The organism is Blastopirellula marina (assembly GCF_002967715.1).
Taxonomy (GTDB): domain Bacteria; phylum Planctomycetota; class Planctomycetia; order Pirellulales; family Pirellulaceae; genus Bremerella; species Bremerella marina_B.
Map to the genome: position 1 here is coordinate 706,546 of NZ_PUIA01000016.1, position 24,041 is coordinate 730,586.

General features: G+C 55.7%; 17 protein-coding genes and 1 tRNA gene. 5 read left to right on the top strand and 13 right to left on the bottom strand.

Going from position 1 to position 24,041, the window contains the following annotated elements; all coding sequences use genetic code 11:
• Window positions 1–277 precede the first annotated feature (277 nt).
• Window positions 278–3,400 carry a YncE family protein gene (locus C5Y96_RS04720; protein WP_146115513.1) on the top strand — a complete coding sequence of 1,041 codons (3,123 nt, stop codon included), beginning with the start codon at window positions 278–280 and terminating at the stop codon, window positions 3,398–3,400.
• 17 nt (window positions 3,401–3,417) lie between these two features.
• Window positions 3,418–6,540 carry a cytochrome c biogenesis protein gene (locus C5Y96_RS04725; RefSeq protein ID WP_158261095.1) on the top strand — a complete coding sequence of 1,041 codons (3,123 nt, stop codon included), beginning with the start codon at window positions 3,418–3,420 and terminating at the stop codon, window positions 6,538–6,540.
• 47 nt (window positions 6,541–6,587) lie between these two features.
• Here C5Y96_RS04725 and C5Y96_RS04730 read toward each other — a convergent pair whose 3' ends face one another.
• Both C5Y96_RS04730 and aroC read right to left on the bottom strand, forming a co-directional pair.
• The gene (locus C5Y96_RS04730) at window positions 6,588–7,814 is read right to left on the bottom strand and encodes a hypothetical protein (protein WP_105350415.1); all 1,227 of its coding nucleotides are present in this window, start codon (window positions 7,812–7,814) and stop codon (window positions 6,588–6,590) included.
• 45 nt (window positions 7,815–7,859) lie between these two features.
• Window positions 7,860–9,005 carry a chorismate synthase gene (gene aroC / locus C5Y96_RS04735; RefSeq protein WP_105350417.1) on the bottom strand — a complete coding sequence of 382 codons (1,146 nt, stop codon included), beginning with the start codon at window positions 9,003–9,005 and terminating at the stop codon, window positions 7,860–7,862.
• 206 nt (window positions 9,006–9,211) lie between these two features.
• Between aroC and C5Y96_RS04740 the strand changes: the two genes are divergently transcribed.
• Window positions 9,212–10,243 (top strand): bile acid:sodium symporter family protein, encoded by a 1,032-nt coding sequence (locus C5Y96_RS04740; protein ID WP_158261096.1) that lies wholly within the window; start codon window positions 9,212–9,214, stop codon window positions 10,241–10,243.
• A gap of 190 nt (window positions 10,244–10,433) precedes the next feature.
• Window positions 10,434–10,506, top strand: a tRNA-Glu gene (locus C5Y96_RS04745).
• Between the two features lie 116 nt (window positions 10,507–10,622).
• On the opposite strand, the gene C5Y96_RS04750 is transcribed toward C5Y96_RS04745, so the two are convergent.
• The 3 genes from C5Y96_RS04750 to C5Y96_RS28105 all read right to left on the bottom strand — a co-directional run bounded on the left by C5Y96_RS04750 (window position 10,623) and on the right by C5Y96_RS28105 (window position 12,753).
• Entirely contained in the window at window positions 10,623–11,750 is a 1,128-nt protein-coding gene (locus C5Y96_RS04750; protein WP_105350419.1) for an AAA family ATPase, read from the bottom strand.
• A complete protein-coding gene (locus tag C5Y96_RS04755) occupies window positions 11,747–12,487 on the bottom strand; it encodes an RNA ligase family protein (RefSeq protein WP_105350421.1) in 741 nt (246 codons plus the stop codon). Before C5Y96_RS04755 ends, C5Y96_RS04750 begins: the two co-directional genes overlap by 4 nt.
• 98 nt (window positions 12,488–12,585) lie before the next feature.
• The gene (locus C5Y96_RS28105) at window positions 12,586–12,753 is read right to left on the bottom strand and encodes an SEC-C metal-binding domain-containing protein (protein WP_105350930.1); all 168 of its coding nucleotides are present in this window, start codon (window positions 12,751–12,753) and stop codon (window positions 12,586–12,588) included.
• A 211-nt stretch (window positions 12,754–12,964) separates the two neighbouring features.
• Between C5Y96_RS28105 and C5Y96_RS04765 the strand changes: the two genes are divergently transcribed.
• Window positions 12,965–13,831, top strand: a complete 867-nt coding sequence (locus C5Y96_RS04765; RefSeq protein WP_199188628.1) for a glycerophosphodiester phosphodiesterase — start codon at window positions 12,965–12,967, stop codon at window positions 13,829–13,831.
• On the opposite strand, the gene C5Y96_RS04770 is transcribed toward C5Y96_RS04765, so the two are convergent.
• The 8 genes from C5Y96_RS04770 to C5Y96_RS04805 form a co-directional block, all read right to left on the bottom strand.
• Window positions 13,828–16,788 carry a PAS domain S-box protein gene (locus tag C5Y96_RS04770; protein ID WP_105350424.1) on the bottom strand — a complete coding sequence of 987 codons (2,961 nt, stop codon included), beginning with the start codon at window positions 16,786–16,788 and terminating at the stop codon, window positions 13,828–13,830. The genes C5Y96_RS04765 and C5Y96_RS04770 overlap by 4 nt on opposite strands.
• Before the next feature lie 128 nt (window positions 16,789–16,916).
• On the bottom strand, window positions 16,917–17,750 hold the full coding sequence (locus tag C5Y96_RS04775; RefSeq protein WP_105350426.1) for a M48 family metalloprotease: 834 nt from the start codon (window positions 17,748–17,750) through the stop codon (window positions 16,917–16,919).
• 144 nt (window positions 17,751–17,894) lie between these two features.
• On the bottom strand, window positions 17,895–19,517 hold the full coding sequence (gene serA, locus C5Y96_RS04780) for a phosphoglycerate dehydrogenase (RefSeq protein ID WP_105350427.1): 1,623 nt from the start codon (window positions 19,515–19,517) through the stop codon (window positions 17,895–17,897).
• Window positions 19,518–19,571: 54 nt separating this feature from the next.
• Window positions 19,572–20,657 (bottom strand): 3-phosphoserine/phosphohydroxythreonine transaminase, encoded by a 1,086-nt coding sequence (gene serC / locus C5Y96_RS04785; protein WP_105350429.1) that lies wholly within the window; start codon window positions 20,655–20,657, stop codon window positions 19,572–19,574.
• Between the two features lie 289 nt (window positions 20,658–20,946).
• Window positions 20,947–21,603, bottom strand: a complete 657-nt coding sequence (locus C5Y96_RS04790; protein WP_105350931.1) for a tetratricopeptide repeat protein — start codon at window positions 21,601–21,603, stop codon at window positions 20,947–20,949.
• Window positions 21,604–21,856: 253 nt separating this feature from the next.
• Window positions 21,857–22,348 (bottom strand): hypothetical protein, encoded by a 492-nt coding sequence (locus tag C5Y96_RS04795; RefSeq protein ID WP_233198783.1) that lies wholly within the window; start codon window positions 22,346–22,348, stop codon window positions 21,857–21,859.
• A gap of 253 nt (window positions 22,349–22,601) precedes the next feature.
• Window positions 22,602–22,976, bottom strand: coding sequence for a hypothetical protein (locus C5Y96_RS27010; RefSeq protein WP_146115515.1), 375 nt, complete (start codon window positions 22,974–22,976; stop codon window positions 22,602–22,604).
• 66 nt (window positions 22,977–23,042) lie between these two features.
• Complete coding sequence (locus C5Y96_RS04805; RefSeq protein WP_233198785.1) at window positions 23,043–24,026, bottom strand: DUF1559 domain-containing protein; 984 nt, start codon at window positions 24,024–24,026, stop codon at window positions 23,043–23,045.
• Window positions 24,027–24,041: the final 15 nt, after the last annotated feature.

Genomic DNA, 24,041 nt, shown 5'->3' on the forward strand with positions numbered 1-24,041 from the left:
CATGTATCCGATCGGGGCTCGGGCGCTATAATAAAGAAAAGCGTTCAGGCAGAGGACGAGTACATAGGCGTAACTCGTTACTGTACTGGATGATGAGACCAATTTGGCGATGGGAGTTGGGCCCCGCTTTCCGATTCCCCCAAACCGCAAGAACTACGAAGCCGCGATCGTGGTGTCGAAGGCGTGGCTCAGGACCGAACTCCTTCCTATTCGGTTTCACCTCCACCCCGCCTTGCTCACCCCGCGATTCGAGCTTCCTGACTTCATGGAATAACTCGTGGCAAGACCGAGACTTGTCTCCCCAGACCAGCCCCTACCTGTTCGGCTACTGCTGCATATTTACGAATTCGCTGCCTCGCTCAGCCTTGCCGTGGTGCTGCTAAGCTTGATGGCGATTTCGCTGATCTTTGCTACGTTCGTCGAAGCGACCTTCAACACGGACGTGGTGCAGTTCTATGTCTATCAGTCTTGGTGGTTCGGTTTGATCTACGGCTTGCTGGCCGTCAATATTTTCTGCGCCGCCGCGATTCGCTATCCCTGGAAACGTTACCAAACCGGTTTCGTCATCACGCACATCGGTTTATTGATGTTGCTGCTAAGTGGTGCGATCAGTCGTTCCAAGGGGATCGATGCCCAGGTTCATGTCTGGGAGCACGACTCGTCAGAACTGGCATTCGACAATTCGTATTACTTTGATCTGCGAGTCGATAACGACACTAAAACGATCCCCATGGCGATCGCTGACGCTGGCGAAGCTGAGCGGCACATGATCGAATTCCAGCCAGGGATGTTCAACTGGTCGTCGTACGACGATGGGTTCTCGAAGTGGAAGGTCGCTGAGCCTGAACTGGCCCGTTGGTTCACGCCGGTGTTCTACATCTCGATGCGAAACCGCGCCGGCAACGTAATGTACAACCAGGATGGCGTGAAGCTGGAAGTGCTGGATTACTATGCCGACTGCAACTGGTGGGACAATACACCCACCGTGCAGTTGATGATGAGCATGCCCAAAACGACCGAGCGTGCCGAAGACGGAACGATGAAAGCCGTTGGCGAGCAGTGGATTCCTATTCGCTTGTCGGTCTTTAAGGCCACGCAGCAGCCGAAGTATAAGTTCGGCATCGGCGATAGCCAGCGTAGCGGCGGCGGTAACATGACGTTCCACATGGCAGGCAGTCGCGCCGCGACCGAAGCTTTCCTGAAGTGCGTGCCGGAAGAAGGATCGATCGGCGAGAGCGGTCAAGCGATTCTGTACGTCGGCGGCAAAACGACCGTCATCGACGTCAAAGAGCAACTGGAAAAGGATCCTCAGCCAATTGAAGGGTCGAAGCTGAAATACCAGGTCAAAGCTTACTACCCCACGGCTCAGCTCGATCAGGTCGACGGTCAGGAGTTTGCCTGGGTGGAAGTTCCGGAAGCAGAAGGAGCGGAACCACGCAATCCGACGGTGGTGATCGATATTCTGGATGGTGACCAGAAGGTCGATCAGCTGACGCTGCTGGCCAACATGCCGCAGATGAACATGCAAGGCTTTGCTTCCGACGTCTTTGGTCACTTCTGGTATGACTACGGCGAGAAGTCGACCGAAGAGTTGATGCGGGGTGGAGAAGGGGGCTCGCGTATCGACCTCATTCAGGGAGTCGTCGAAGGGACCAGTGACCCAGATAATCCCGGAGCGAAACGCGTTTACTATCGCTACTGGAATCGCAAGAAGGTCGTGGCCTCTGGCGAACTCAAAGATGACGCGACGGAAGTCGACGCGGTCGAAGCGTTCAAGATGCCGTTTGCTACGCTTCGCATGTATGTGAAGAGCCTGGTTGCCGCTAGTGAACCGAAGGCTCAACCAGTTCCGGTTGCCTTTGGCGTTTCCGGTCCGATGGGCAATACGCCTGCGGTGAAAGTGCGATTGACCGTCGACGACAAATCAGAAGTATTCTGGCTGCGAGCCCACATGAACGAACCAGACGTCGGGCTCGATGATGGTTCGACGCTGCATACGCTGAAGGTAGGTGACCGGGAAGTGAAGCTTTCGATGCCGATCAAGTCTTACCCGATTGGCTTCCGGATTCACCTCGATCAATTCGAGCGTCGTCTCGATCCAGGCACCTCGCAGCCGTCGCACTACTCGAGCGACGTGCAGTACCTCGACCGCCAGCACGATCGATATATCATGGCCTCGCTGGTCGGTAGCGATAAGATCGAGCACATGGATATCGCCGAGGCCCGCAACCCCGTTTCGCTGGGAATGGCCGGCACGATGCTCTATTGGATCGACGATTCCGATAGTGGCCAGAAAATCCTGGTGAAAGACCTGAGCAAGCCCGATGAGCCCGCCTCGGAGCTTACGACGCGCACCGGCAAGAATCCGCGAAACCTGGTGGTCGATACCACTGGCAACAAGCTTTGGTGGCTGGCCAAGCAGCCCAGTCGCCTGGCTCGCTCGGATGTCGATGTCCTTATGGAGGCCGATATGGTCGGCGGAAGCCCCAAAGCCGTGGCCATGTTCGACCGGGCTCCGCGTGGCTTGGCCGTTGATTCGGCCGGTGGTTGGGCCTATTTTGGTAACCCTGCTGGTAAGTCGGTCGGTCGCGTGAAGACTGATGGCAGTGAGATGGAAGCCAACTGGCTCGCCGGTACTGGACTGGTAGCCGATGTGGCTCTCTATCCGGCCAAGAAAAGGCTGTACTTCACCGACGTGCTGAACAACGCGATCGGTCAGTCTTCGCTGGATGAGCCGCGTGTCTCGTATGTTTACACCTACTCGAAGGATGGTCATCCCAACAGTCTCGTCGTCAGCGATAAGGGGCTGCTGTATTGGAGCGACGATACGCCCAATGGATTGGACCCCAATGCCCGCAAGCAACTGGGGGATCCTTCGCTCGATCGTAGCAAGCCGCAGGAGATCAACACCGTCATTCGGGTGCTCGATCTCGAAGGGAAGGACAAAGAACCGAAGACACTGCATACCGACTTGTTGTCCAAGCCTGATGGGCTGGCGATCGATCCGGCTTCGGGCGATTTACTGTTTACGCAGACGGCTCTCTTGAAGCGGGACGTCTGGATCACGATGAACGCTCCAGACGATTTCACCGAACCGGCTGGGGGACGTGACCTGCGTATCTTCCAGGAATCGTTCGAAGGGCCTTACCTGGCCGGAACGCCGCAGTATCGCGAGTTCGTCCCTGAGCGTAGCAATGACTCTGAAGTTTACAAATCGGTGTTCTCGGTCAACTACGATCCCGGCACGGCCCTGCGTTACTGGGGTTGCTTGTTTGTGATCGGAGGCATCGCTTGCATGTTCTACATGCGGGCCTATTTCTTCAAAACTAAACGATCGTCTGATCCGCAGGCCCGAGCCAAAGCTCACCCGGCGAAGATTCAGACAGAAGTGGTTTCGTGATAATGACTAGGTACAACATGAACAGCGGAATTCTTCGCACGACTTGGACCCTCGTACTGGTAATGTGCGGTACGTTTATCGCATCGGGTAGCGGCCGTGCGGACGAGGCCTTCCCGGATGATATCTGGCGCGAGATCCCCGTCTATCACCATGGCCGCGTCAAGCCAATGGATGGCTATGCTCGTCAGGTGGTGCAAAAGATCACCGAGTTCAATAAGTCGAAGCCCAAGTTCAACTTGACCGACTACTACACGGAAGAAGAGCTTCAAAAGCCAGAGTTCAAGGACGCACTCGAGATCTTCCCGGATGGTGAGCTGCGCAAGTTCACGCCAAGCGAACTCGTCTACGAATGGACCGTTCGTCCTGAGAAATGGGAACGCGTACCGTTTATCTATTTGGGCCGCGAAGACGTGCGTGCAGAACTCGGTTTTCCGATCAACGGCCACAACAGCATGAAGCTGAACTTCGTCTCGCCGCACGACATTGCGACGTCGGAGAAACTGCGCGAATACCTGAAGGGAATGGAGAAGCGTCGCCAGGAACAGGCCGCAAGTGGCGAGCTCGAAGAGACTGCCATGGACGCTCACATCTGGCGAGAGCTGTTGTTCCGCTATGCCGTCTTCCGCGAAGTCTCGCTTGATCCACGCAAGGATGTCGTTTCGACCAATCCACTACCCACCCCAGGCGAACGCGATCGATTCATCGGACAGGTCTATGCCGCTGGGAAAACGTTGTTCGGCGATCCTAACTCGGGTGAAGAACGCACGCTCAACAGCCAGCTGCAAACGTTACAGCAGTTTGGCGGTGAGCATCCGCTGAGCGTCGCCTCGAAGCGATTGATCGATTCGTATCGAGACCTGCACGAGTTGTCTTCAGCTGCCTACATGGACCCCATGTCGGTGCTCAATACGCCGGCCGATCAGCCGCTGAAGCCTGAGTTTGCTCCGACCACGGAAGAGACCGAGCCACTGGTGCAAGAGTTTCAGGCAGCCGCGAAGTCGCTGGGAGACATCCTGGAAGAACAGCGGGATAACGTGAACGACAGCACGACCCTCACCGACGAAGAGTATAACAACATCAAGCCGATGTTTCAGTCGATGTTGGTTCGCGTTCGTCAGTTGGAACATAACGCGATCGAAATTCACCTGGCACTGTACGAGAATGCCAATGCTGGTGCACTGACGGCATCGACGTCGATGGATCGCAGCGGCAATCATCTGCAGATCGTTCCTTCGCTCAATCCTTATGCCCTTAGCAAGTCACGCGATCCGAGCGACCTGTCGCAGCCGTGGCTCGGTTTGACAACGCTCCTGTATGGTTCGGACGATGTGTTGGCAGGCTACGACATGGGCCTGGTCAAAGCCGTGCGTTCCAACTGGAAAGCCGCCAAGGATGCCTACCTGAGTGGTGGAGATGTTCGCCCCGCGATGGAGAAGCTGGCCGAAAGCCTGCAGCGTTTGGGGGACCAGGATACCCAACAACGCGTTGCGGTGATCGAAGACACGCTTGGCAGCGACCAGAAGGACTCTGGTATTCTCGCTTACACGGCCTATCCAGCAGCCAATAGCTACCGGATTGCGACCGAGGTCCGCTACAACACGATGGACCCGTTCATGTATGCCTGGGTATTCACGTTCATCGCCACGATCGGCTTCGCGCTGGCCTTTGCCGTCATGCGGAAACCGATGTTCTGGATGGGCATGGTGTTCCTGGTGTTTGGCTTGATCTGGTCGACGTACGGCTTCTATATGCGAGTTGTCGTGACTGGCTGGGCCCCGGTGACCAACATGTATGAAACCGTCATCTTCGTTCCGTGGGTGGTGTGCAGTTTGGGGCTGATGTTCCTGGTGCTTCCACTGATCGATCGTGGTCGCCTGGCCGCCTGGCGGGCGACAGCCGCTCCGTTTACTTGGGAACAAGCAGACCTGGAGCCGAGCCAGCGCGAAATGTTCTCGGCGGGCGTTTGGAGTATCTTCAACTGGGGCTCGCTTCTGATTCGTGTTCCGCTGATGCTCGCCATGATTCAGTTCATGACGATGCGTCCGGTTTACGATGGGAACCGCCCGATCATCAACCTGACCGACTTCAGCGAGCAGATGGCCGCGCATGGTGTCATCTACGCGTCGATCTTTTTGTTCGTCAAATTGTTAGTGCTTGGTTTGAGCGTCTGGTATATCCCGCGGCTTTTGATCGCCACGGTCGCATTGCCCATCTTCTGTGCGTATGACTGGTCAATCGACTCGCAGCTGAAAGATAAGTTCCAGAAAACCTACCACCGCAACTACTACGGGTTGGCAGCGTCGGCATGCGGAACGTTCCTGTTGTGCGTTGCTTCGATCGCTCCGATTGTCGATACCGGTTCGTCACGCGTGCTGAACACCGAGTTCTCGCCGCTGCAGCCAGTGTTGCGGTCGAACGTTTGGCTTACCATTCACGTGCTCACGATCGTTGCCAGCTACGGTGCCGGTATTTTGGCGTGGGGCCTGGGTTGGCTCGCGCTGGGTTACTACATGTTCGGCAAGTATCGTGCTCCGGTCGTGGCCAGCCCGATGAATGCTGGTCTGGCTCCGGCTCAGGGGCACAGCCCGCAAATGAGCTATCGTCCACCGGAAGAGTGCTTCACCCTCGGTCAGCATTGTTACCGCGCTATTCAGGTGGCCGTGCTTCTGCTGGCTACGGGAACGATTCTGGGTGGTATCTGGGCGGACGTTTCCTGGGGCCGTTTCTGGGGCTGGGATCCGAAAGAAGTCTGGGCGTTGGTGACGCTGTTGATCTATGTAGCGATTCTGCATGCCCGCTTCGCCGGCTGGTTCAATAACTTCGGCCTGGTCGTGGGAACGATCATCGGCTTCTCGGCGATTGTCGGAAGCTGGTACGGGGTGAACTTCCTGTTGCCGCTATTCAAAGGTGGCGATGCCGTCGGTCTGCACTCGTACGGTAGTGGTGGTAAGGGAAGCGAAATCATGGTGATGGGCTTCGTCGCCGCCAACTGGATTGCCCTCGGTTTCGTTGCTCTTAGGTTCCAGCTCTCACGGCTATCCGTGGTCGACGAAAACGAAGTCGAAGAAGTGGTCATCAAGGATGACCTGCCAGCCGACAAAGAAGCTTCCGAGGAAGAAGACCTGGTCGATACGAAGTAGACCAGTCTGCATCGGCCACACCGTGAGTGGTGCTGTGTCGACGATCCCTATCGCGGCATCGAGCCACTGGGCCGATCCGCGATCATCGGAGCGGTGAGCCACCTTCCCCAATCAACCGACGGCTGGGAAGCGGGAATGGTGGGCGAGTCGTTGTCGAAGAAGACGCTGATCAGGTTGGTGGCCGGCAAGATGTTCACGGGGCTTTCGTAGACGAGCGGATGTTCCAGCCCGGCCAGCATCGTTCCTGGCGGCATGTTGTCACATAGGCCAGTCAGCGTCATGCTGCCGCGATCGAAGTTGAAACCGATCGCCATCTCGTGATAGGCGATCAAGTCTTGATGGCGGCTCGGTGGAACCACTTGTACATTCAAGTGTTGAGCGGCACGATCAAGTAGGCGTCGCGACAACTGCCCATTGCGTGAGAGGATCCCACCGAACGCTTCCAGGATGTTGTCGTTCCGTACAACAAGCCGTGTCACGTAGAGGTCGGCACCGCCGGCACCGTGCTGATAGTTGGTGGCCAATGCCGATTGCAGGTCGATCTGCCGGAACACGCCTGCCATCTCCACGTTGGTCGAAGCGTGGTTCAGCTCGAACGTAATCTGCCCCATGAAGTTGGCATCGATGCCCAGGCCTGCCAGCTGCGGCATTGCGGCACGCAGCGGATGCGTAGGGATCGGCTGCTCGGTGGTGGCAAGCTGTACCTGCCAATGCTGCGGATTCGAGGTGTCGACACTCGCCATCAATGGCGGAGCAGCGAGCGAATCGCCTACCAGCAGCGAGCTCGACAGGGCAGGCTGCTGTTCGGGATCATGTTTCACTTCCAGCTTTTGCAGTGACGGAAGTACCTCTTCACGAAAACGAACGTGCGCCACGTTCAGTTGCAGCCGTTTGCCGTCGGTACGCTTGAGTAGTACCCCTTCCTGCAGCGTTTCCCAGAGGCGATGCCTGGAAGCCCAGTCGACTTCGACTTCATCGGCCGAGAGCTGCCAGGTATTGTCGACCAGTTCGGCTTTGAGGGTTGGAAAGACGACCGCATCGCTGCCAGCTCGTTCAAGACGTACGTCCTCGAAAACCCACTTGGTTGGCTTGGGGTTGTAGTACTTCGAGATATGGCACTTCAGGCCGATCGTTTCGGAGAGTTGGTCTTCGACCGCCGCGACCGACCAGGAAGACTGCCGGTACGTAATCCACGAGAGGGTGCAGATCGTCGGTACGACGCATCCCAGCAGGAATGCGACCCGACAGAGCAGGCGTCTCGTAGATTCATGCATGCCGAACATCCTTGCTTGGCGTGCCTGGTAATTGGTGGCCGCGGATTAACGCTTCCGAGCCATATTCATGAACAGTTGGTAACGGGCCTTCATTTCTTCGAGGCTATCGCCACCGAATTTGTCGACCAGAGCCGTGGCGATCTCGAATGCCACCACACTTTCGACAATCACACTTGCTGCCGAGACGGCACACACGTCGCTTCGTTCGTACGAAGCCGTGGCCGACTCTTTCGTTTCCAGGTTGACCGATTCCAGCGGCTTGGCCAGCGTGCTGATCGGCTTCTTGGCGGCACGCACGACAATCGTCTGACCGTTGGTCATGCCGGCTTCCAGCCCGCCAGCGTTGTTGGTGGGGCGGGTATAGCCCAGGTTGGTCGATTCCAATTGGGTTGCGTCGTAGTGGATCGGATCGTGAACCTGAGAGCCCGGTAAGCGAGCCGCCTCGAAGCCCATGCCGATCTCTACCCCTTTGATCGCTTGCACAGCCATGACCGCCTGGGCCAACTTGCCATCGAGCTTGCGTTCCCACTGAGCATGGGTGCCCAAACCGAACGGAGCACCGACTACACGGACTTCGACAATCCCGCCCAGCGTATCGCCTGCTTTGCCCGTCTTGTCGATCAGTTCTTTGAACTGGGGATCTTGTGCAGGATTGAGGGAGTAGATGATGCTCTCATCCCGTTTGGCGATCATCGCATCGACATCGTCCACGTTTTCCGGACGATCGATGGCAATGCCTCCGAGCTCGTCCACGAAGCCGTAAACCTGAATGCCGAACTCAGCCAGAAGCTGTTTGGCCAGGGCACCAGCGGCGACGCGAACAGCCGTCTCGCGAGCACTGGCACGTTCGAGGATAGCTCGGATCGGACCGAGGAACTTGATCGCGCCAGTGAGGTCGCCATGGCCGGGACGCGGACGCGGCAGATCTTCCAGGCGTTCCAGTTTGTAGTCGCGATTGATAACCTGCAAAGCGATTGGACTTCCCAGCGTGAGACCCTTCCAGATGCCGGTCATCACTTCGACCTTGTCGGTCTCGATTCGCTGTCGTCCACCACGGCCATACCCTCCCTGGCGTCGAGCAAGCTCGCGATTGATGGGTTCTTCGTCAATTGCCAGGCCGGCCGGAAAGCCGTCGATCATGGCGAGAAGAGTTTTTCCGTGGGATTCGCCCGCTGTCCAATAACGCAACATTATGCAAAATAAAGACTTTGGTCCTGAGCCAGTTCCGAGCGATCGCTTCGATTCCAGCGACGCTGTTCGGGGTAACTTCCCCAGGTACCGAGGTTAAGTGCAAACCGATCTTCGATTCTAACCGCAACCCCGATCGACAGATAGATCGGTTAGGCAAAAGAGTCTGGCCGCCAACCCCCACATTGGAACCGGAAAGCGAGACGCTCGTGCGATCACTTTTGAAGCGACATTGGTTCCTGGCTGGCCTGCTAGCAGTGGTGATCGTGGGATTTGCCTTTTCCGAGCCGCTGCGGCACCTTCCTGACATGCACATACTGCGAAATGGGATCGTGGTCACGGTTCTGTTTCTGATGGCCTTTCCACTTGCTTTCGGCGACCTGCACAGTGCGATCCGCCGGCCGGCAGCTGCCATCTTGGCAACGCTGATCAATGCCGGCATCTTGCCGCTGATTGCCTGGGGAGGCTCGCTGCTTTCGTCCGGCGATTTCGCTATCGGCATCAACTTGATGGCAGCGATCCCCTGCACGTTGGCGTCGGCCGCCGTATGGACACGCAGGGCAGGGGGGAACGACTCGATCGCTTTGATCGTCACGATCGTGACCAATTCCCTTTGCTTTCTGATCACTCCGTTCTGGCTGCTGTGGACCACCGGAAGTCATATCACAATCACCCTTTGGGCGAGCCCCGACGGCAAAGGTCTTTCGTTGGCCGAAATGATGATGAAACTTTTTTTGTTGGTCGTGCTGCCGATGGCCCTGGGCCAGCTCGCGCGGCTTCTGCCGGGGGCAGGTAGTTGGGCCACAAAGAACAAATTTCAGCTAGGAATCGTGGCTCAGATCGGTGTGCTTTGCATGGTTTTGCTGGGGTGCATCAGTTGCGGTCTCAAATTACGCAATCTTCCCACAGATCAGATGCCGACCATATTATCGTTCGGGGTGATGATTGGCCTGGTCCTGGCCATCCATATGTCGGCTTTGCTGCTAGGCGTTGGCGTAGCGAAACAACTTCGTTTTCCCCGCAGTGAGGAGATCGCGATTGCCTTCGCTGGCAGTCAAAAGACTTTGATGATCGGCCTGGCGATCGCCAGTGAGTTCTATACGGCGAATCCCTTGGCGATCCTACCAATGGTGGCGTTTCATGTTGGCCAGCTCTTCCTGGATACCGCGGTTGCCGACCGTTACATGGCCGCCGAATTCGAGAAAGCCCATCCCGAAGAGCCGCTCATCGAAGGAGACTAGCTCCACCTCTTGAACCTATGAAGCCAGTTGGTGTCAGAATCAAAGCGGCTTTTTCTTCCAGAAATTCGCCCTGCGGCAGGGCCTAGACACGAAGGAAAAACCGTTATAACTTGATTAGGTCTTAGAAGATCGCCCTTGGCTGATGAAACCCATCATCCCAAGCCGATACTTCCCCAAGACAGCACCTCACGCCCCCTTCGTCTAGTGGCCCAGGACGTCGGGTTCTCAGCCCGAAAACAGGGGTTCGACTCCCCTAGGGGGTGCCTAAAGCCGCACTTGTTGCGGCTTTTTTTGTGCGCGGGCTTTCGTAACTCTCGTGGTCGTATGTGATTATGTTTTGTGGCGGGCAGGGCTCGACTGGGGATTGGGGGTTTTCTGTTCACGTGACCTGAATCGGCTCGGCATCGGAGATGAGGGTGTGGCATTCTAGCCAGGTTGGTACTTGGCAGCGTGAGGCTAGTTTTTCGATGACGGCTTCTGGCACGCGGTTGCTTCGCTTTTTGTTTTGCTGCAGTAGGTCGTCCAGGCTCGGTTCCAGGTAGACGATCTCGATTCTTGCGTCATAGTCGGCGAACAGGTTGAGCCAGCGCGAGCGCGTTTGGTGCATGGTATTGGTGGCATTCAACGCGAAGGAAGTGCCGCTCCGCAAGAGTTCTCGACAACGCTCTTGTGCAAGTTGAGCGACCTGGCCTTGGTTCTCGGTCGGGGCGACGTCCATTTCTGCTCGGATGTCGTCGAGCGAGACGATTGGTGAATCACTCCGATGTCGCGCCAGCCAGGTATCCTTTCCGGCACCCGGCAGGCCGCACATGAGGGTTGCCTGGCATGAGAATTCTTCGTGAGGCTGGTAATGAAGATTGGGCTGCGAAGTGTGGAAAAACGTAAAGCGGGCATGGTCGGAAGCAAACGCGTAAGGGCGATCGAAGCAGTCGGTCTCTTCAGCCGCGACTTTCCAGAAGTGCAGGTTCTCTTCCGGTCGCGTCATTGAATCGGTATCGCGGCCACGGGTATCGGCCAACGCGAACAGGTAGAGCAGCCGGTTATGCAAAAGCCATGAGTGACGAATCACTTCGTGTATCGGTTCCGGTTTCTCCAATAGAAACACTGGGCGTCCGTGGTAGCGAACCATCCGGGCAATCTCTTCCCGCGTTGTCAGGCTGCAACCTAGATCGCGGAGAATATTTCGCGCGAGGTGTTCTCCCTTCACCGCATGCTTGGGAGACGTCACGCGGCCGGTGATGGAATCGATCTCAGTTGTCAGTGGCTTGGCGATATCGTGGAAGAGGGCGGTGAACTTCAGGATGGTTTGCTCATGAGATGATAAAGATGGCCACTCTTCAAGTGATTTCAATTCGTGTAGCACTAGCTTGGTGTGTGTCCACACGTCTCCTTCGCTGTGCCACTGGGCATCTTGCGCGCAGGCAGCCATGGCCTGACACCATGGCTGAGGTTGGGCCCAGGCAATGAGTTCATGAATCGATGCTGTAGCGAGCTGCGTCCAGTTCATGACCAAATGTCTGCTTTGTCTTCCAGTTGATTGGGGACCATGGCCTGATGTTGCCAATGGGTGCTCTGTTTGATCTTCTCGACGAACTCGGGGCGTACGAATTTGGCACGGCCGGTGACTTTGCCTCTGGCCTCGGTGCGAAGGTAGATGCCTTCCATCAAGTTGTCGGCCTGACCGGAAAATGGGTTGTCGAAATGGCTGTCATACCGTGACGGACCGATTAGCCTGGCCAACTGCTTTCGCATGACAGGGCCTTGATGGATGATCGGTACCGTGTGGATCCCACTTCCGCCCAGGAGTTCGATCCGCGAGGCCAAGTCAAGAAACACATCCTTTTGTTTATCGAAGATATCAAACTCGAAAAAGTAATGCGGCAATTTTCGGTACGCGACCGAATGCCGAGCATAGACCCATTCGCCAAACAGCAGGTACCGATTCGCCAGCCGTGCTTCGAGTTCATGCCGTTTGACGGTCGCCCATTGTTTGAAAAGGTCGTACTGCGGGTGCATTCCTTCGGTGATCAGGTGACCGCGGCACTGCAGAATCAACTGGTTATCTTCCGAGAAATGAATGCCGACGTTGGTGCCGTCGATCTTCTCCTCGACGATCAACGACTGGTCCTGAATGAACGCCAGGGACTCAGGTTCCCCCATATGCTTATCATCGTCGGTTCCTTGGGAACCGAACAGGTGCGGCGTACGGGGGTACTTCGTGAAATTTCCGTGGGAGGTGCCCATGATCATATTCCTTGGCTTTGGTCAGGCATGCAGTCCCTCCTGGAAGGGTCGCCGGAAGGTCGACTACTCTCTAAAAGTAGTCGTCCCGATTAGTGCCATCAAAAGCGTCCCTTTTTCAGGCAACACTTCTTGAAGCGTTTCATCGATCCACATGGGCAAAGATCGTTTCGCCCCAGTTTTTCTTCCAGAAGTTTATCGCCGTGAACCATGCGGACTCCGCGTTTGACGTTGGTTTCAGAAGGATAGCCGTAGCGACGTTTGCTCATCGGCTTGAAAGGATGGTTGTTCTTCAAAGTCTTTTTGATCGTCGTTGCTCACGGAACACCTGCCTTTGCTGATTGGGTTCGATATCGATGGAAGGACGATGCTACGACAGCCACGACGTGGGAAAGGTTCACCCCCTTGCCCAAGTGCTTCCGGCCATCGTGGGGGAATGAAGTGAGGATGTTTCGTGGGCTATAATTCAGGCATGATTTGATGAGGCGTCTCATTTCGATGGCCAAGGGAACTTTGATGATGCGAACGTTTGTTTATTGTTTTGTGGTGGTGGCCTGTTGGGCAAGTGTCGTGGCAACGGGAGAAGCGCAGATGATCGTGGGGCATCGAGGGGCATCGTTCGACGCGCCGGAGAACACCCTGGCCGCGTTTCAGGAAGCCTGGAAGCAGAAGGCTGATGCCATCGAAGGGGACTTCTACCTGACCAAGGATGGCCATATTGTTTGTTTGCACGACAAGACCACCGAGCGAACCACGGCCGGTGTGGCCAAGCTCAACCCGGCCGAATCGACCCTCGAGCAGTTGCGAGACCTGGATGTTGGGTCTTGGAAGCATGAAAAGTATGCTGGCGAACGCATTCCGCTATTGGAAGAAGTGCTGGCGACCGTTCCGCAGACCGGCAAGATTCTGGTCGAGATCAAGTGCGGGCCTGAGATCGTCGAGCCGCTGCGAATCGTGCTGGAAAAATCCGGCTTGCGACCAGAGCAAATCGTGATCATTTGTTTTAACGAAGAGGTCGTGAAGCAGTGTCGCGAAAAGATGCCCCAGTACAAAGCCAACTGGCTGACGAGCTACAAGCAAAATAAGTTGACCGGCAAATGGGCACCTGACCTGGGGACCGTCTTGAAGAAGCTGGAGAGCACCAAAGCGACGGGCCTGGGTACGCAAGGTCGAGACGAAGTGGTGACCGCCGAGTTTGTTCGTGACATTCGCAAGGCAGGTATCGAATGCCACGTGTGGACCGTAAACGAAGCCGATCAGGCCAAACGCTACGCCGAACTGGGATTCGATTCGATTACCACGGATAAACCAGCCGAGATTCGCAAGGCGATCTTGGGAGGAAGCTAAGGCAAAGTCGACTCGTTGTGATCGGACAGGTTGAAGGTAGCATCGAGGGTTGGCATGACCGCTGGCAGACGCAAGCGGAACGTGCAGCCGTTTCCTTGGCCGTCGGAATCGAGTTCGATCGTACCGCCGTGGAAATCAACGATTCTTTTGACAATGGCCAGGCCGATCCCGGTTCCTGCTGAATCGGGATCGAGTTTGTCAAATAGCTGAAAGACGCGTTCCTGGTATTCGATCGCGACTCCCGGGCCGTTGTCGATGACTTCGATCAGAATGAAGTCATCTTCTTCGCGGGCAGTAATAGTAACCTTGGGGTTGGGGCTGCGATTGTGTTTGATGCCGTTGTCGATCAGGTTTTGCATCAATTGCCGAATCTGAATGGCATCGCCATAAAGGTGCACGTCTTCGATATCGCTTCTTACGTCAGCGTTCTGGCTTTCGATCTGTCCGGCAAGCAAGGTGATTGCTTCTGAGATCACTTCGTCGAGCGAGATCATCGTGCGAGATTTGACATTGCGGCCAATGCGCGAAAGTTCCAGCAGGTCATCCAGAAGCTGCTTCATACCGTCGGCAGCAGAGCCGATGATCGAAAGATCTTCTTCGATGGCAGGCTTGTCCTGGTTTTCGATATCTTCACTGAGAATTCCCAGGAAGCCCTTGATCGTAATCAGCGGTGACTTGAGGTCGTGCGATACGGTGTAGGTGAATTGCTTTAACTCGGTATTGGTGGCTTCCAGGCTGCGGATCAGAGATTCACGCACCTTTTCCGATTCGATGCGTTCGGTAATGTCTGCCAATGCAAAAACGGCTCCAGCGAATTCTCCTTTCTCGTCAAACAGTGGGGCACCATTGGCCGAGACGGTAACGTAGGCGTCTGGACCAAACTGAATTCGGTATCGCACATCGTTGACCGGCTTGAGGGTACTCTTAACGCGAGCAAACGGGCGAGCTTCTAAGGCGAGCGGCTTGCCTGCCATGTCGAAGATCTCCCAAGGAAATCCGTAGATGTTCTTCCCTTGAACGTAGTCGCGACCGATACGCAGTGTCTTTTCCAACGCTGGGTTGAGAAACTGGATGTTGCCTTCGGTATTGACCACCATGATCGCCGCGACACTGGTCTCCATAACCTGGTCGAGTAGGGCCTTCTCCCAGACGAGTTGTTGTTGTGCGAGAACGCGATCGGTCGTGTTGGTGGCGACTCCCAGGATCTGGGTGGGGTGTCCGTTGATATCCTTCTGGAATATCACCCGATGGAATTCAAACCACGCCCATTGGCCATTGGCATGCTTCAAGCGGAAGGTGTCTACATGAACTTCCGGTTCGCCAGCTTCGTACCAGCGGGTCGATGCCAGGCGGACGCGGGCGACGTCGTCGGGATGGATGATCTCGGTATAGAAACGTGCTCCAAGTTCCTCCAGGTCTTCCTTAGAGTGCCCTAACTCCTTCTCGATGTTTCGATTGATGAAGGTGATCGACTGGGTTATCAGGTCGAAGATATAGATTACGCCTGGGGACGCATTGATTACTTTCTCAGCAAATTCCTTCGCTTCCTTCGTTTGTTTTTCTGCCGCTTTGCGCAGTGTTGCATCACGTGCGGCGGACATGACCATGACCTCGCCGCCACGTTCGATCAGCGTTAACCGAATCTCGACCGGAAAAGTGCTGCCATCTTTTCGGCGATGGATTCGCTCGACCAGTGGGTGATACCGTCCACCTTCGCTAGCGAGCTTGTTCCAAACCTTTCGGGCATCTTCCTGATTCCAATCGGTATCGATTCGAGAAACGGACATGCCCACAAGCTCGTCTCGCGAGTAGCCCAGGATACGGCAGGCCTCCTGGTTGGCATCGATGACGGTCCCTTCGAGATCACGTAGGAATATCGCGTCGGCAGCACCATCGAAAAGTCTTCGGAAACGATCTTCGCTCGACTCGATCTTTCGCAGGTGTTTTTCTTGTTGAATGCGAGCCTCGTCAAGTTCGTCGGCCATGTGGTTAAACGACTCGGCAATGATGGCAAATTCGCCACGAGCATTTTCGGAAAAACGCGCCGATTGGTCACCTTTGGCGTATTGGCGGAACGTTTGAATAATTTTCTGCAGCGGTCGAAGTGTTCGTTCGCTGAAGAAAAGAGCCAAGATAACAGCGGCCGTAATGCCACATGCCACCGCGGTAACTTTCGACCAGGCCATACGGTTGTAGACGCCTTGGATCTCGATTTCAGGAATCGCAACAATCAGCTTCCAGGAAGTGTCCGGAACTTGAGTGTAAGAAACCAGGAATCGAGTACCCTTATCGTCGATCACGGTCGTATTGCTTGTAAGTAGGTCTTGCTGCCGTACGAACTCTGCCTTGCTGGATGACGCAATCATACGCCCCGAGTCGTCTACCAGGGCAAGAAAGCCGCCGCGAGTAACCTCCATGCCGTGTACAAACGAAATCAGCTGACTATCGAGCAGGGCGAGCGCGACCGCTCCCTTTAGCGTTCCGTCTTCCGTATAAACGGGAGCGATGAGTAAGAGAACGTCTTTGCCCTTGCCGCGGCTCTTCATGATTCGCGTGGTTACCTTGTTCCCTTGGAGGACTTCCGCAAAGTAGTCACGGTCGGCCACACTAAACGTCGCGCCTTCGGTTGTGTGAACCGTTCCGTCTAGCTCATCGTAGTACAGCCCTTCGATTTGATTACGGACTGCCCACTCTTGGACCTTTAAGAAATTGAGAATCTCGGGAATCGTGCCATCTTTCAGCAGCGGGGTTGCCGCCAAAGTATCTAGCAGCGAAAAGTGCTTTTCCAGGAAGAAACGGACCTCGTTCCGCTTGGCATCTAGCTTGGCTTCCAGCGTCTGATCGATCTGCTCGCGAAGCAGTCGCTGTGTGATCTGGTAGTCGAGGATGGTCGAAAGGCCCACCGCGATCAGCGCCGGGATTGCGCCGAGCAGGAAGTATTTACGAAGTAGGTTCACGGTGGATTAGCTTCAGCTCCGAGATGGCTATCGAAGAGGCAAGTTGCCTTCGATTATCAAGAAATCGAGGCGAAGCGTCAAAACCGAAACCTGCCTCCCGGCGCTAAATTATTCCTGACGCTGGTCGCCTAACCGATCAGAAGGAGTAAGCAGCAGATAACCAGAGTAAGCTGGCTAAGAAATACGGCGGCAATGAACCATCGCAGTGACTTTTGCAGACGCGTGGAGTACTGCAGGCCAAGAATCATTCGGCGGCGTTGTTCGAAGCTTGGATAGAGCCAGGTTTTCTGGTTCGGGGCGATCCCAGATAAGAGGGTCAGTTGGGATAAGGCTCGGATCAGCACTCGAGCGCTACGTCGCCGGCCGCGCTCGTCTTTGCCGAGAAAATCGACCGCAAATGCGTCTGCTTGAAACTCGAGAAGTGGGGATACGAAATGGAGCATCAACGTCATGTAGGCAATCGTGCCCAGGATGACAACGCTTTGCGTGAGCATCTGCCACTGAGTTAAGTGCTCGACCATGTGTACCAGTGTCATGCCCAGGATGCCACCGGCAAATACAATGCTCAACCGTATGGGGACATGCCACAGGCGAAGATGCCCCACCTCGTGCGCGACAATCGCAGCGGCATACCGAGGGGACAGGCGGTGGAGCAGGGCATCGCTCACCAGTACGAACGAGAAGCCTGGTATGCATCCCAAGACGGCCGCGTTGCAAACACGATCGCCGGTTTCCCACACACGAAACTTTTCCGCGAACTGGTCGTCGAGACTTGGCATCGCTCGCTGTAGCTTGCGTTTCTGTAGACGCGAAAGCTTACTGAGGGAAAAAAGCGATTTGGCCAAAAGTGGGTACGCAATCACTGCCGCCACTGGAATCATCAGCAACGAGAGCCACAGCAATGAGCTCCAGTCCCATGGGACGTAGGCAATCGGAAGTGAGGTGAGGAAATCGGATAGCAACGGAGTTCTTTAAATGAAGGGAGACGTACAGCCAGGTCTCAAAGTAATTCGCCGGGTCGTGGATACAATTCCCATCAGCGCAAAGAAAAACCGGCCAGCAGATAAGCTGTGCCGGTTTTGCAGGCTATTTCGTTTGTAGCGGTCTTATCGCATCCAGGTGGGCATCTCGCCAGCGGCCGGCAGTTCGATCACTTTGCAGGAAGTGATGTTGTCGCTGGTCATGACTTCCTTGACAGCTTCTTCGCTCGGCAGACCGTCCAGGTTCAGAACGCCCACGGCGCTGCCTGGGTTGGTGCTCGATCGACCGACGGCCATCTGGGCGATATTGACCTTGTGGTTGCCGAAGATCGTTCCCACCTTGCCGATAATGCCGGGGACATCGTTGTGAGCGAAGATGAACAAGGTACCGTCGAGATAGGCTTCCAACCGCTGCCCATCCAGCAAGATCAAGCGAGGCATGTTGCTGCCGAACAGCGTACCGCCGACCTGGTGCGACTTGCCACCTTCTTCGATCGTTGCCGTGATGCTGCTCGAGAAACTGCCTAGTTCGGTGCTCGTTTCGGTCGAGAGGTCAACGCCGCGGTCCAGCAGCAGCATCTCGGAATTGATGATGTTCGGTTCGTCTTCGAGGGCCTTGGCCAGGAAGCCGGCACAGAACGAAGCGGTTAGCAGCTTGGTGTTCTTGCCGCTCACTTCGCCACGATAGGTCAGCTTGACCGACTTCACGCCACCGGAATGAACCTGGGCGGCAATCAGGCCCAAGCGATAGGCCACGTCCAGATAGCCGCGAATGCTTTCCAGGGTCTTCGGATCGAGCGGAGCCACATTGACGGCGTGACGGATCTCGCCGGTCGTCAGGTAATTGACCACCAACTGGACTGCTTCGACGGCAACTTGCGTTTGAGCCTCTTCAGTGCTCGCACCCAAGTGCGGCGTAGCGACGACATTTTCCATGCCGAACAAGGGGCTGTCGGTGCAAGGCTCTTCGGCATAAACATCCAAAGCGACACCGCCGAGGTGCCCTGACTTCAGACCTTCGACTAGGGCTTCTTCATTGTAGATTCCACCGCGAGCACAGTTGATCAAACGAGCACCTGGCTTCAAGGTCTTGATCGACTCGGCGTTGATCATATCCTTGGTTTCAGGGGTTAGCGGGGTGTGCACCGTCAGGTAATCGATGTGCGGAAGCATGCCGGGGACGGTTTCGGAAAGCTCGATACCCAGTTCCGCGGCACGTTCGGGGCTGACGAAGGGATCGTAGGCGATCACTCGCATCTCGAACGCCAACGCACGCTTGGCGACTTCCATCCCGATGCGGCCGAGTCCGACCACGCCGAGTGTCTTGTCGGCCAGCTGCGTACCCATGTACTTCTTGCGATCCCAGCGACCTTCCACCAGGCTTTGATTGGCAGCAGGCACGTTTCGCGAAAGAGCCATCATCAAGCAGAACGCATGTTCGGCCGTGCTGATGGTGTTGCCCGTGGGGGTGTTCATCACCACGATGCCATGCCGAGCTGCCGCTTTGGAGTCGATGTTATCGGTGCCGACGCCGGCTCGAGCAATCACCTTCATGTTGGTGTTGCCTTCGAGAGACTCGGCAGTGATCTTCACGCCGCTGCGGCAGATCGCCCCATCGAATTCGTTGAGGGCACTGCGTAGTTCTTCACCTTTCAAACCGGTGCGAACTTCGTATTCAATCCCAGGGGCCTGATCCAACAGGTCCAGACCTTCCTGAGCGAGCGTATCCAAAACAATGACTTTAGGCATGATGCGTTTCTTTGGCTGAGGGTTTGCCAGCGAAGTTAGGGAAGTGTGGGGTGTTTACTTCTTGAATTCAAGCATGAAGTCGCGAAGCTTTTCGACACCTTCGACAGGCATCGCGTTGTAGATCGAAGCACGCATACCGCCAACACTACGGTGACCGCCCAGTTGGGTCAGACCGATCTCGTTGGCTGCGGCCAGGAACTTCTTATCTGCTTCTTCGTCGCCCAGTTTGAACGTGACGTTCATCATCGAGCGAACTTCCGGCACTGCATGGCCGATGTAGTAGCCGCCAGACTGATCGATGGCATCGTACAGCATTTGGGCCTTGGCTTCATTCTGCGTCTGAAGCTTTTCCAAGCTACCGAACTCGTTTTGCAGCCACTTGCAGACCAAGCCCAGCAGGTAGATGCCAAACGTTGGTGGCGTGTTCCACATCGAGTCGTTCTCGGCATGGTTGCGATAAACCATGTAGCCGGGCAGATCGCTGCTGGCGTGCTCCATCAGGTCTTTGCGAATGATCACAACGGTCACGCCAGCTGGGCCGGCGTTCTTCTGGGCACAGGCATAGATGATGCCGTACTTCGAGACGTCGACCGGGCGGCTCATGAAGTCGGACGAAAGGTCCGCGACCAGCGGCACGTTGCCCACTTCGGGTTCGCTTTGGAACTGCACACCTTGGATGGTTTCGTTCGAGGTGATGTGCACGTAGGCAGCGTCCGAAGTCAGCTTCAGATCGCTTGGGCCAGGCAGATTGTTGTAGTTGCCAGGCTTGCCGTCCCAGGCCACGTTGGTCTTGCCTTCTTTCACGGCTTCTTCCAGGGCCTTCTTACCCCAGGTGCCGGTCAGAACGTAATCGGCTGCCTTGTCGGTACCCTTGAGCAGGTTCATCGGGATCATCGAGAACTGCAACCGTGAACCGCCCTGCAGAAGCAGGACTTCGTGGGTGTCGGGAATATTCAACAGCGAAACGAGCCGGGCCTTCGCGTCTGCGTGGATATCCATGTAGGTCTTACCACGGTGGCTCAGTTCCATAACGGAACTGCCAACGCCCGGCAAAGCGACCAGGTCGCGTTGGGCTTCTTCAAGCACTGGAAGGGGCATTACGGCAGGACCGGCAGAGAAATTGAATACGCGTTCTGGCATGACAGTCGGCTCAAAGGGAGATGGTCAACCGATTGGGCCCGCCTGTGTCTTTCGCAAGACATCCCAGACGGAACCGGCAGATAGCAAGTAAACCCAGATTTTAAGGGGAATTCCCTTTCGATAGAAGCGGCCCCCACGCCACGAGGAAAGAATTGAATCCACTGGGCGCAAATTGGCTAATAACAGAAGGATACAGATGCCCCAAGGAGGTTCAGATTGGTCGGCAATCTGGTTTTAGAATGGATCGAAAATGTTCAATCCGACCAAGTGTGCTGCGCGTTAGCACACATTAGTATCGTTTGCGGGTGTTCGGCTGATTGGCCAATTGCGTTCCGTTGGTTGGGGCCATGGGGACTTCGCTTTGGATTCCCTGACGTTGCAGGGCCGCAATTCGCGAGCCGACACCCGCGTCGAGGTTGTTCAGCTGGTACGAACGCTGGTAGTTGGCCAAGGCCTGACCAAGTTCGCCATTCTGCTCACGCAGGCTGCCTATCGCCGCCCAAGCGCGAGAGTTATTCGCATCGACGGCTAAGGCTTGGTTCAACTGACTCATGGCGTTTTCTTTGTCGCCAAATTCCTGATACAGGCGAGCCAGTTCGATCTTGGGATCTGCCAACTGCGGAGCACGCTGCTCCCAGCGTTCCATCAGGGTGAAGGCCTTATCGCTGCGCTTCGTATCGACCAACAACACGGCCAGACCGCGGTGGCATTCGGTGTGGTTGGGGTTCAGGTCCAGGCACTGATTGTAAAGAGCTTCAGCCTGGTGCAATGTGTTTTGGTCCCCCGACTGCTTGCCCATCTGATGATAGGTTGCAGCGAGGTTGTAGTACGCATCAGGATTGGTGGGATCGTGCCCAAGAGCTTTCTGAAACTGATTGACCGCGACCTGCGGCTGGCCTTCTTCCACAGCGCGTACACCGGCGACGTTGTATCCTGAAGCAGCCATCTGGCAGCCGACACCCGCGCTAGTAAGCGGAACGAAGAGTGCGAAGAGAATCAGTTTTCGTTGAAAGGTCGTTTGTCGATGCACGTCATCAACCCCATTATCCTGTTGTCAGGCGACTTATTTTCATGCGTCGGGGGAGAATAGTGGCGACTTCTTCCTTAATCAAGACGAATTCGCTCAAGAAAAGACCTCGGGAGGCCGAAAAGCCTCCCGAGTTTGCTAGCAACGTTGGTTTGTTGTCGTGATTGGCGGCCTAGCCTTCGATTGCCGGAACTTCGTCCGAGAAGGCTGGCATTTGTTCTTCGACTTGTGCTTCTTCAGTCACTTCGCTGAGGGGGCTGCCACCTCGGCTGTAACCCAGGTCGCGAATCACTTCCAGGATTTCGCTGCACGTTGGGAACATGCGACCGCTGGAACGCTTGTAGGCGTCCAAAGCTTGCATGAATTCAATTTCGTCGTTGGTGTAATCGCGTTCGCAGGTCGTTGGATCGATTTGACGGCGACGGTTCACCTTTGCACGACGTTCCATCTTGGGCTGAGCTTCTTCAGGGCCCTTCGTGGCTTCCACAACAGCTTCTGGCTTCTTGGTCTTATCAGCAGCGGCCTTGCTGCGGCGATCGGTACGGCGGCGATCCATCACAACTTCTTGCTCACCAGCGCTGCTCTTGGTTGATTTGGTCGATTTTGCCTTGGTCGAGGTCTTGGAAGCAGTCGTCTTGCGGGTTGTCGTTTTTGCTTTGGCCACGATGGTAAGCTCCGTTGACTTGGATGGTTGGGGAGGATGTGTTGGGAATACTCAACTCATCGGAGTCTTATGTGGTAACTTTGCAACATTCCGTAAAGCTTGCAGTTTGTGCAGGTTATTCTGGTTAACGCGACCCTTGGGGCTGCGCAAAGAATGCATGGTTCCTGACTCTGGGTGGTAGGCCATACGAAAAAAGGCCGTGCGAATCGCTTCGCACGGCCTTTCGGGTTGAGATTAAACGTAGTTGCTACGGTTATTCTGTCGGCGGAGCAGGTTCCGGTTCCGGCTTGGCTGGCAGCTGCTTCAGCGTTTCCTTGGCAATCTTGGCACGATTACCAGGGTTTTCGCGGATTTGCTTGAAGGCTTTGTCCAGCGTATCAGCTGCTGCTTCGTCATCCTTACGAACGCCGGCGACAACCGCGTCGAACGAGTCGGCCTCGCTCGTGATCGGTGCGCCTTTGGCATAGTTCTCGAGGATCGATCGGGCGTTGTTCATCGAGGCGGAAGCTTTAAGAGGAATCACGCGTTCCTTCTGGCTCGACTGAGAGCAGCCGAGCAAGGGAAGGGTGCAAAGACAGGCCAAGAGAACAAGTTGCAGACCAAGTGAATTAACGGAACGGGTACGCATTACTATCTATCCGGCAGCTAAGGCGTTTAATCAAATTAGGAAAGAGTCTGAACGTCAGGCGAAGAACTACGGCAGTGTGACTACCTGACCGTCGCGTGCGTTCCCCATTCGCTGCCAGGTAAGCAGGTCGACCGTTTCAGGAACAAAGCGAACCGAACCATCCCCCAGGCCTGCATTCACGCCGCCTGGGTGCATACTGCGAGCACCGATAAAGCCGCGGCCCCAGTCGTGGGCACCACCTGGGCAGCAGTTACCACCTGCCGATGGATATTTCCAGTTCGGGGGGACCGCCGTGTTCAGGAGGGACTGACCATGGGAATACCATCCCCACAAGGTACCGTTGTTGCTGCGTTCGCCCGATGCTCCCCCTTCAACCGTTTGTCCGATGGCGTCGATTTCGGCCTGGGTTGGGAAGTCCTTGTTGACAATGTTGTTGAACGGCGTGTCGTCACCGGTGTAGAGGATGTCAAACGGGTAGCGTGGCGTACCATCTTTTCCGTCACCGGAAAGGAATTCCGAAACGAAGACAGTGTTGGACAGACCGTCGGTCGCATCCGCCATCTTGGTTTCGACTTTCGTGGTAATCATGCCGTTGCAACCGCTGCGGTCGCACGAGTGGGCCGTGTAAGGGGAGCTACCTGAACACCAGCCGTAATTGGAACCAGGTCCCCCCCAGCTGATCCCGGCTGCATCCGTGGCGGGCGGCGAAGAAGGGCATAGGAAAGCCTCAAGTCGGACGTTCATGGGATTATCGCGGTTGTAACCCCATGTCCCATCTAAGTTGAATTGGTTATAGAGATTCTCTTGTTCAATGAAGGGTAAGATCTTGTAGCTGGCGCTGAACCGGTGCCATTGTTCCCAGGTATTGGTATTTCCAGGATTCTTGGTGTAGAAGCAATGGGGAAAGATGTTGTTCGTGTCGTGGAAGTTGTGCATTGCCAAAGCGAGCTGCTTGAGATTGTTCACGCATTGGCTGCGGCGAGCGGCTTCACGCGCCTGTTGAACTGCGGGCAGCAATAAGGCGATCAGAACGCCAATAATGGCGATCACGACCAGCAACTCCAC

Coding starts and splice junctions, on each gene's coding strand:
- C5Y96_RS04765 (WP_199188628.1), top strand. CDS start 12,965: ATGAGGCGTCTCATTTCGATGGCCAAGGGAACTTTGATGATGCGAACG.
- C5Y96_RS04725 (WP_158261095.1), top strand. CDS start 3,418: ATGAACAGCGGAATTCTTCGCACGACTTGGACCCTCGTACTGGTAATG.
- C5Y96_RS04730 (WP_105350415.1), bottom strand. CDS start 7,814: ATGCATGAATCTACGAGACGCCTGCTCTGTCGGGTCGCATTCCTGCTG.
- C5Y96_RS28105 (WP_105350930.1), bottom strand. CDS start 12,753: ATGAGCAAACGTCGCTACGGCTATCCTTCTGAAACCAACGTCAAACGC.
- C5Y96_RS04750 (WP_105350419.1), bottom strand. CDS start 11,750: ATGAACTGGACGCAGCTCGCTACAGCATCGATTCATGAACTCATTGCC.
- serA (WP_105350427.1), bottom strand. CDS start 19,517: ATGCCTAAAGTCATTGTTTTGGATACGCTCGCTCAGGAAGGTCTGGAC.
- C5Y96_RS27010 (WP_146115515.1), bottom strand. CDS start 22,976: ATGCGTACCCGTTCCGTTAATTCACTTGGTCTGCAACTTGTTCTCTTG.
- C5Y96_RS04755 (WP_105350421.1), bottom strand. CDS start 12,487: ATGGGCACCTCCCACGGAAATTTCACGAAGTACCCCCGTACGCCGCAC.
- C5Y96_RS04790 (WP_105350931.1), bottom strand. CDS start 21,603: ATGGCTGCTTCAGGATACAACGTCGCCGGTGTACGCGCTGTGGAAGAA.
- serC (WP_105350429.1), bottom strand. CDS start 20,657: ATGCCAGAACGCGTATTCAATTTCTCTGCCGGTCCTGCCGTAATGCCC.
- aroC (WP_105350417.1), bottom strand. CDS start 9,005: ATGTTGCGTTATTGGACAGCGGGCGAATCCCACGGAAAAACTCTTCTC.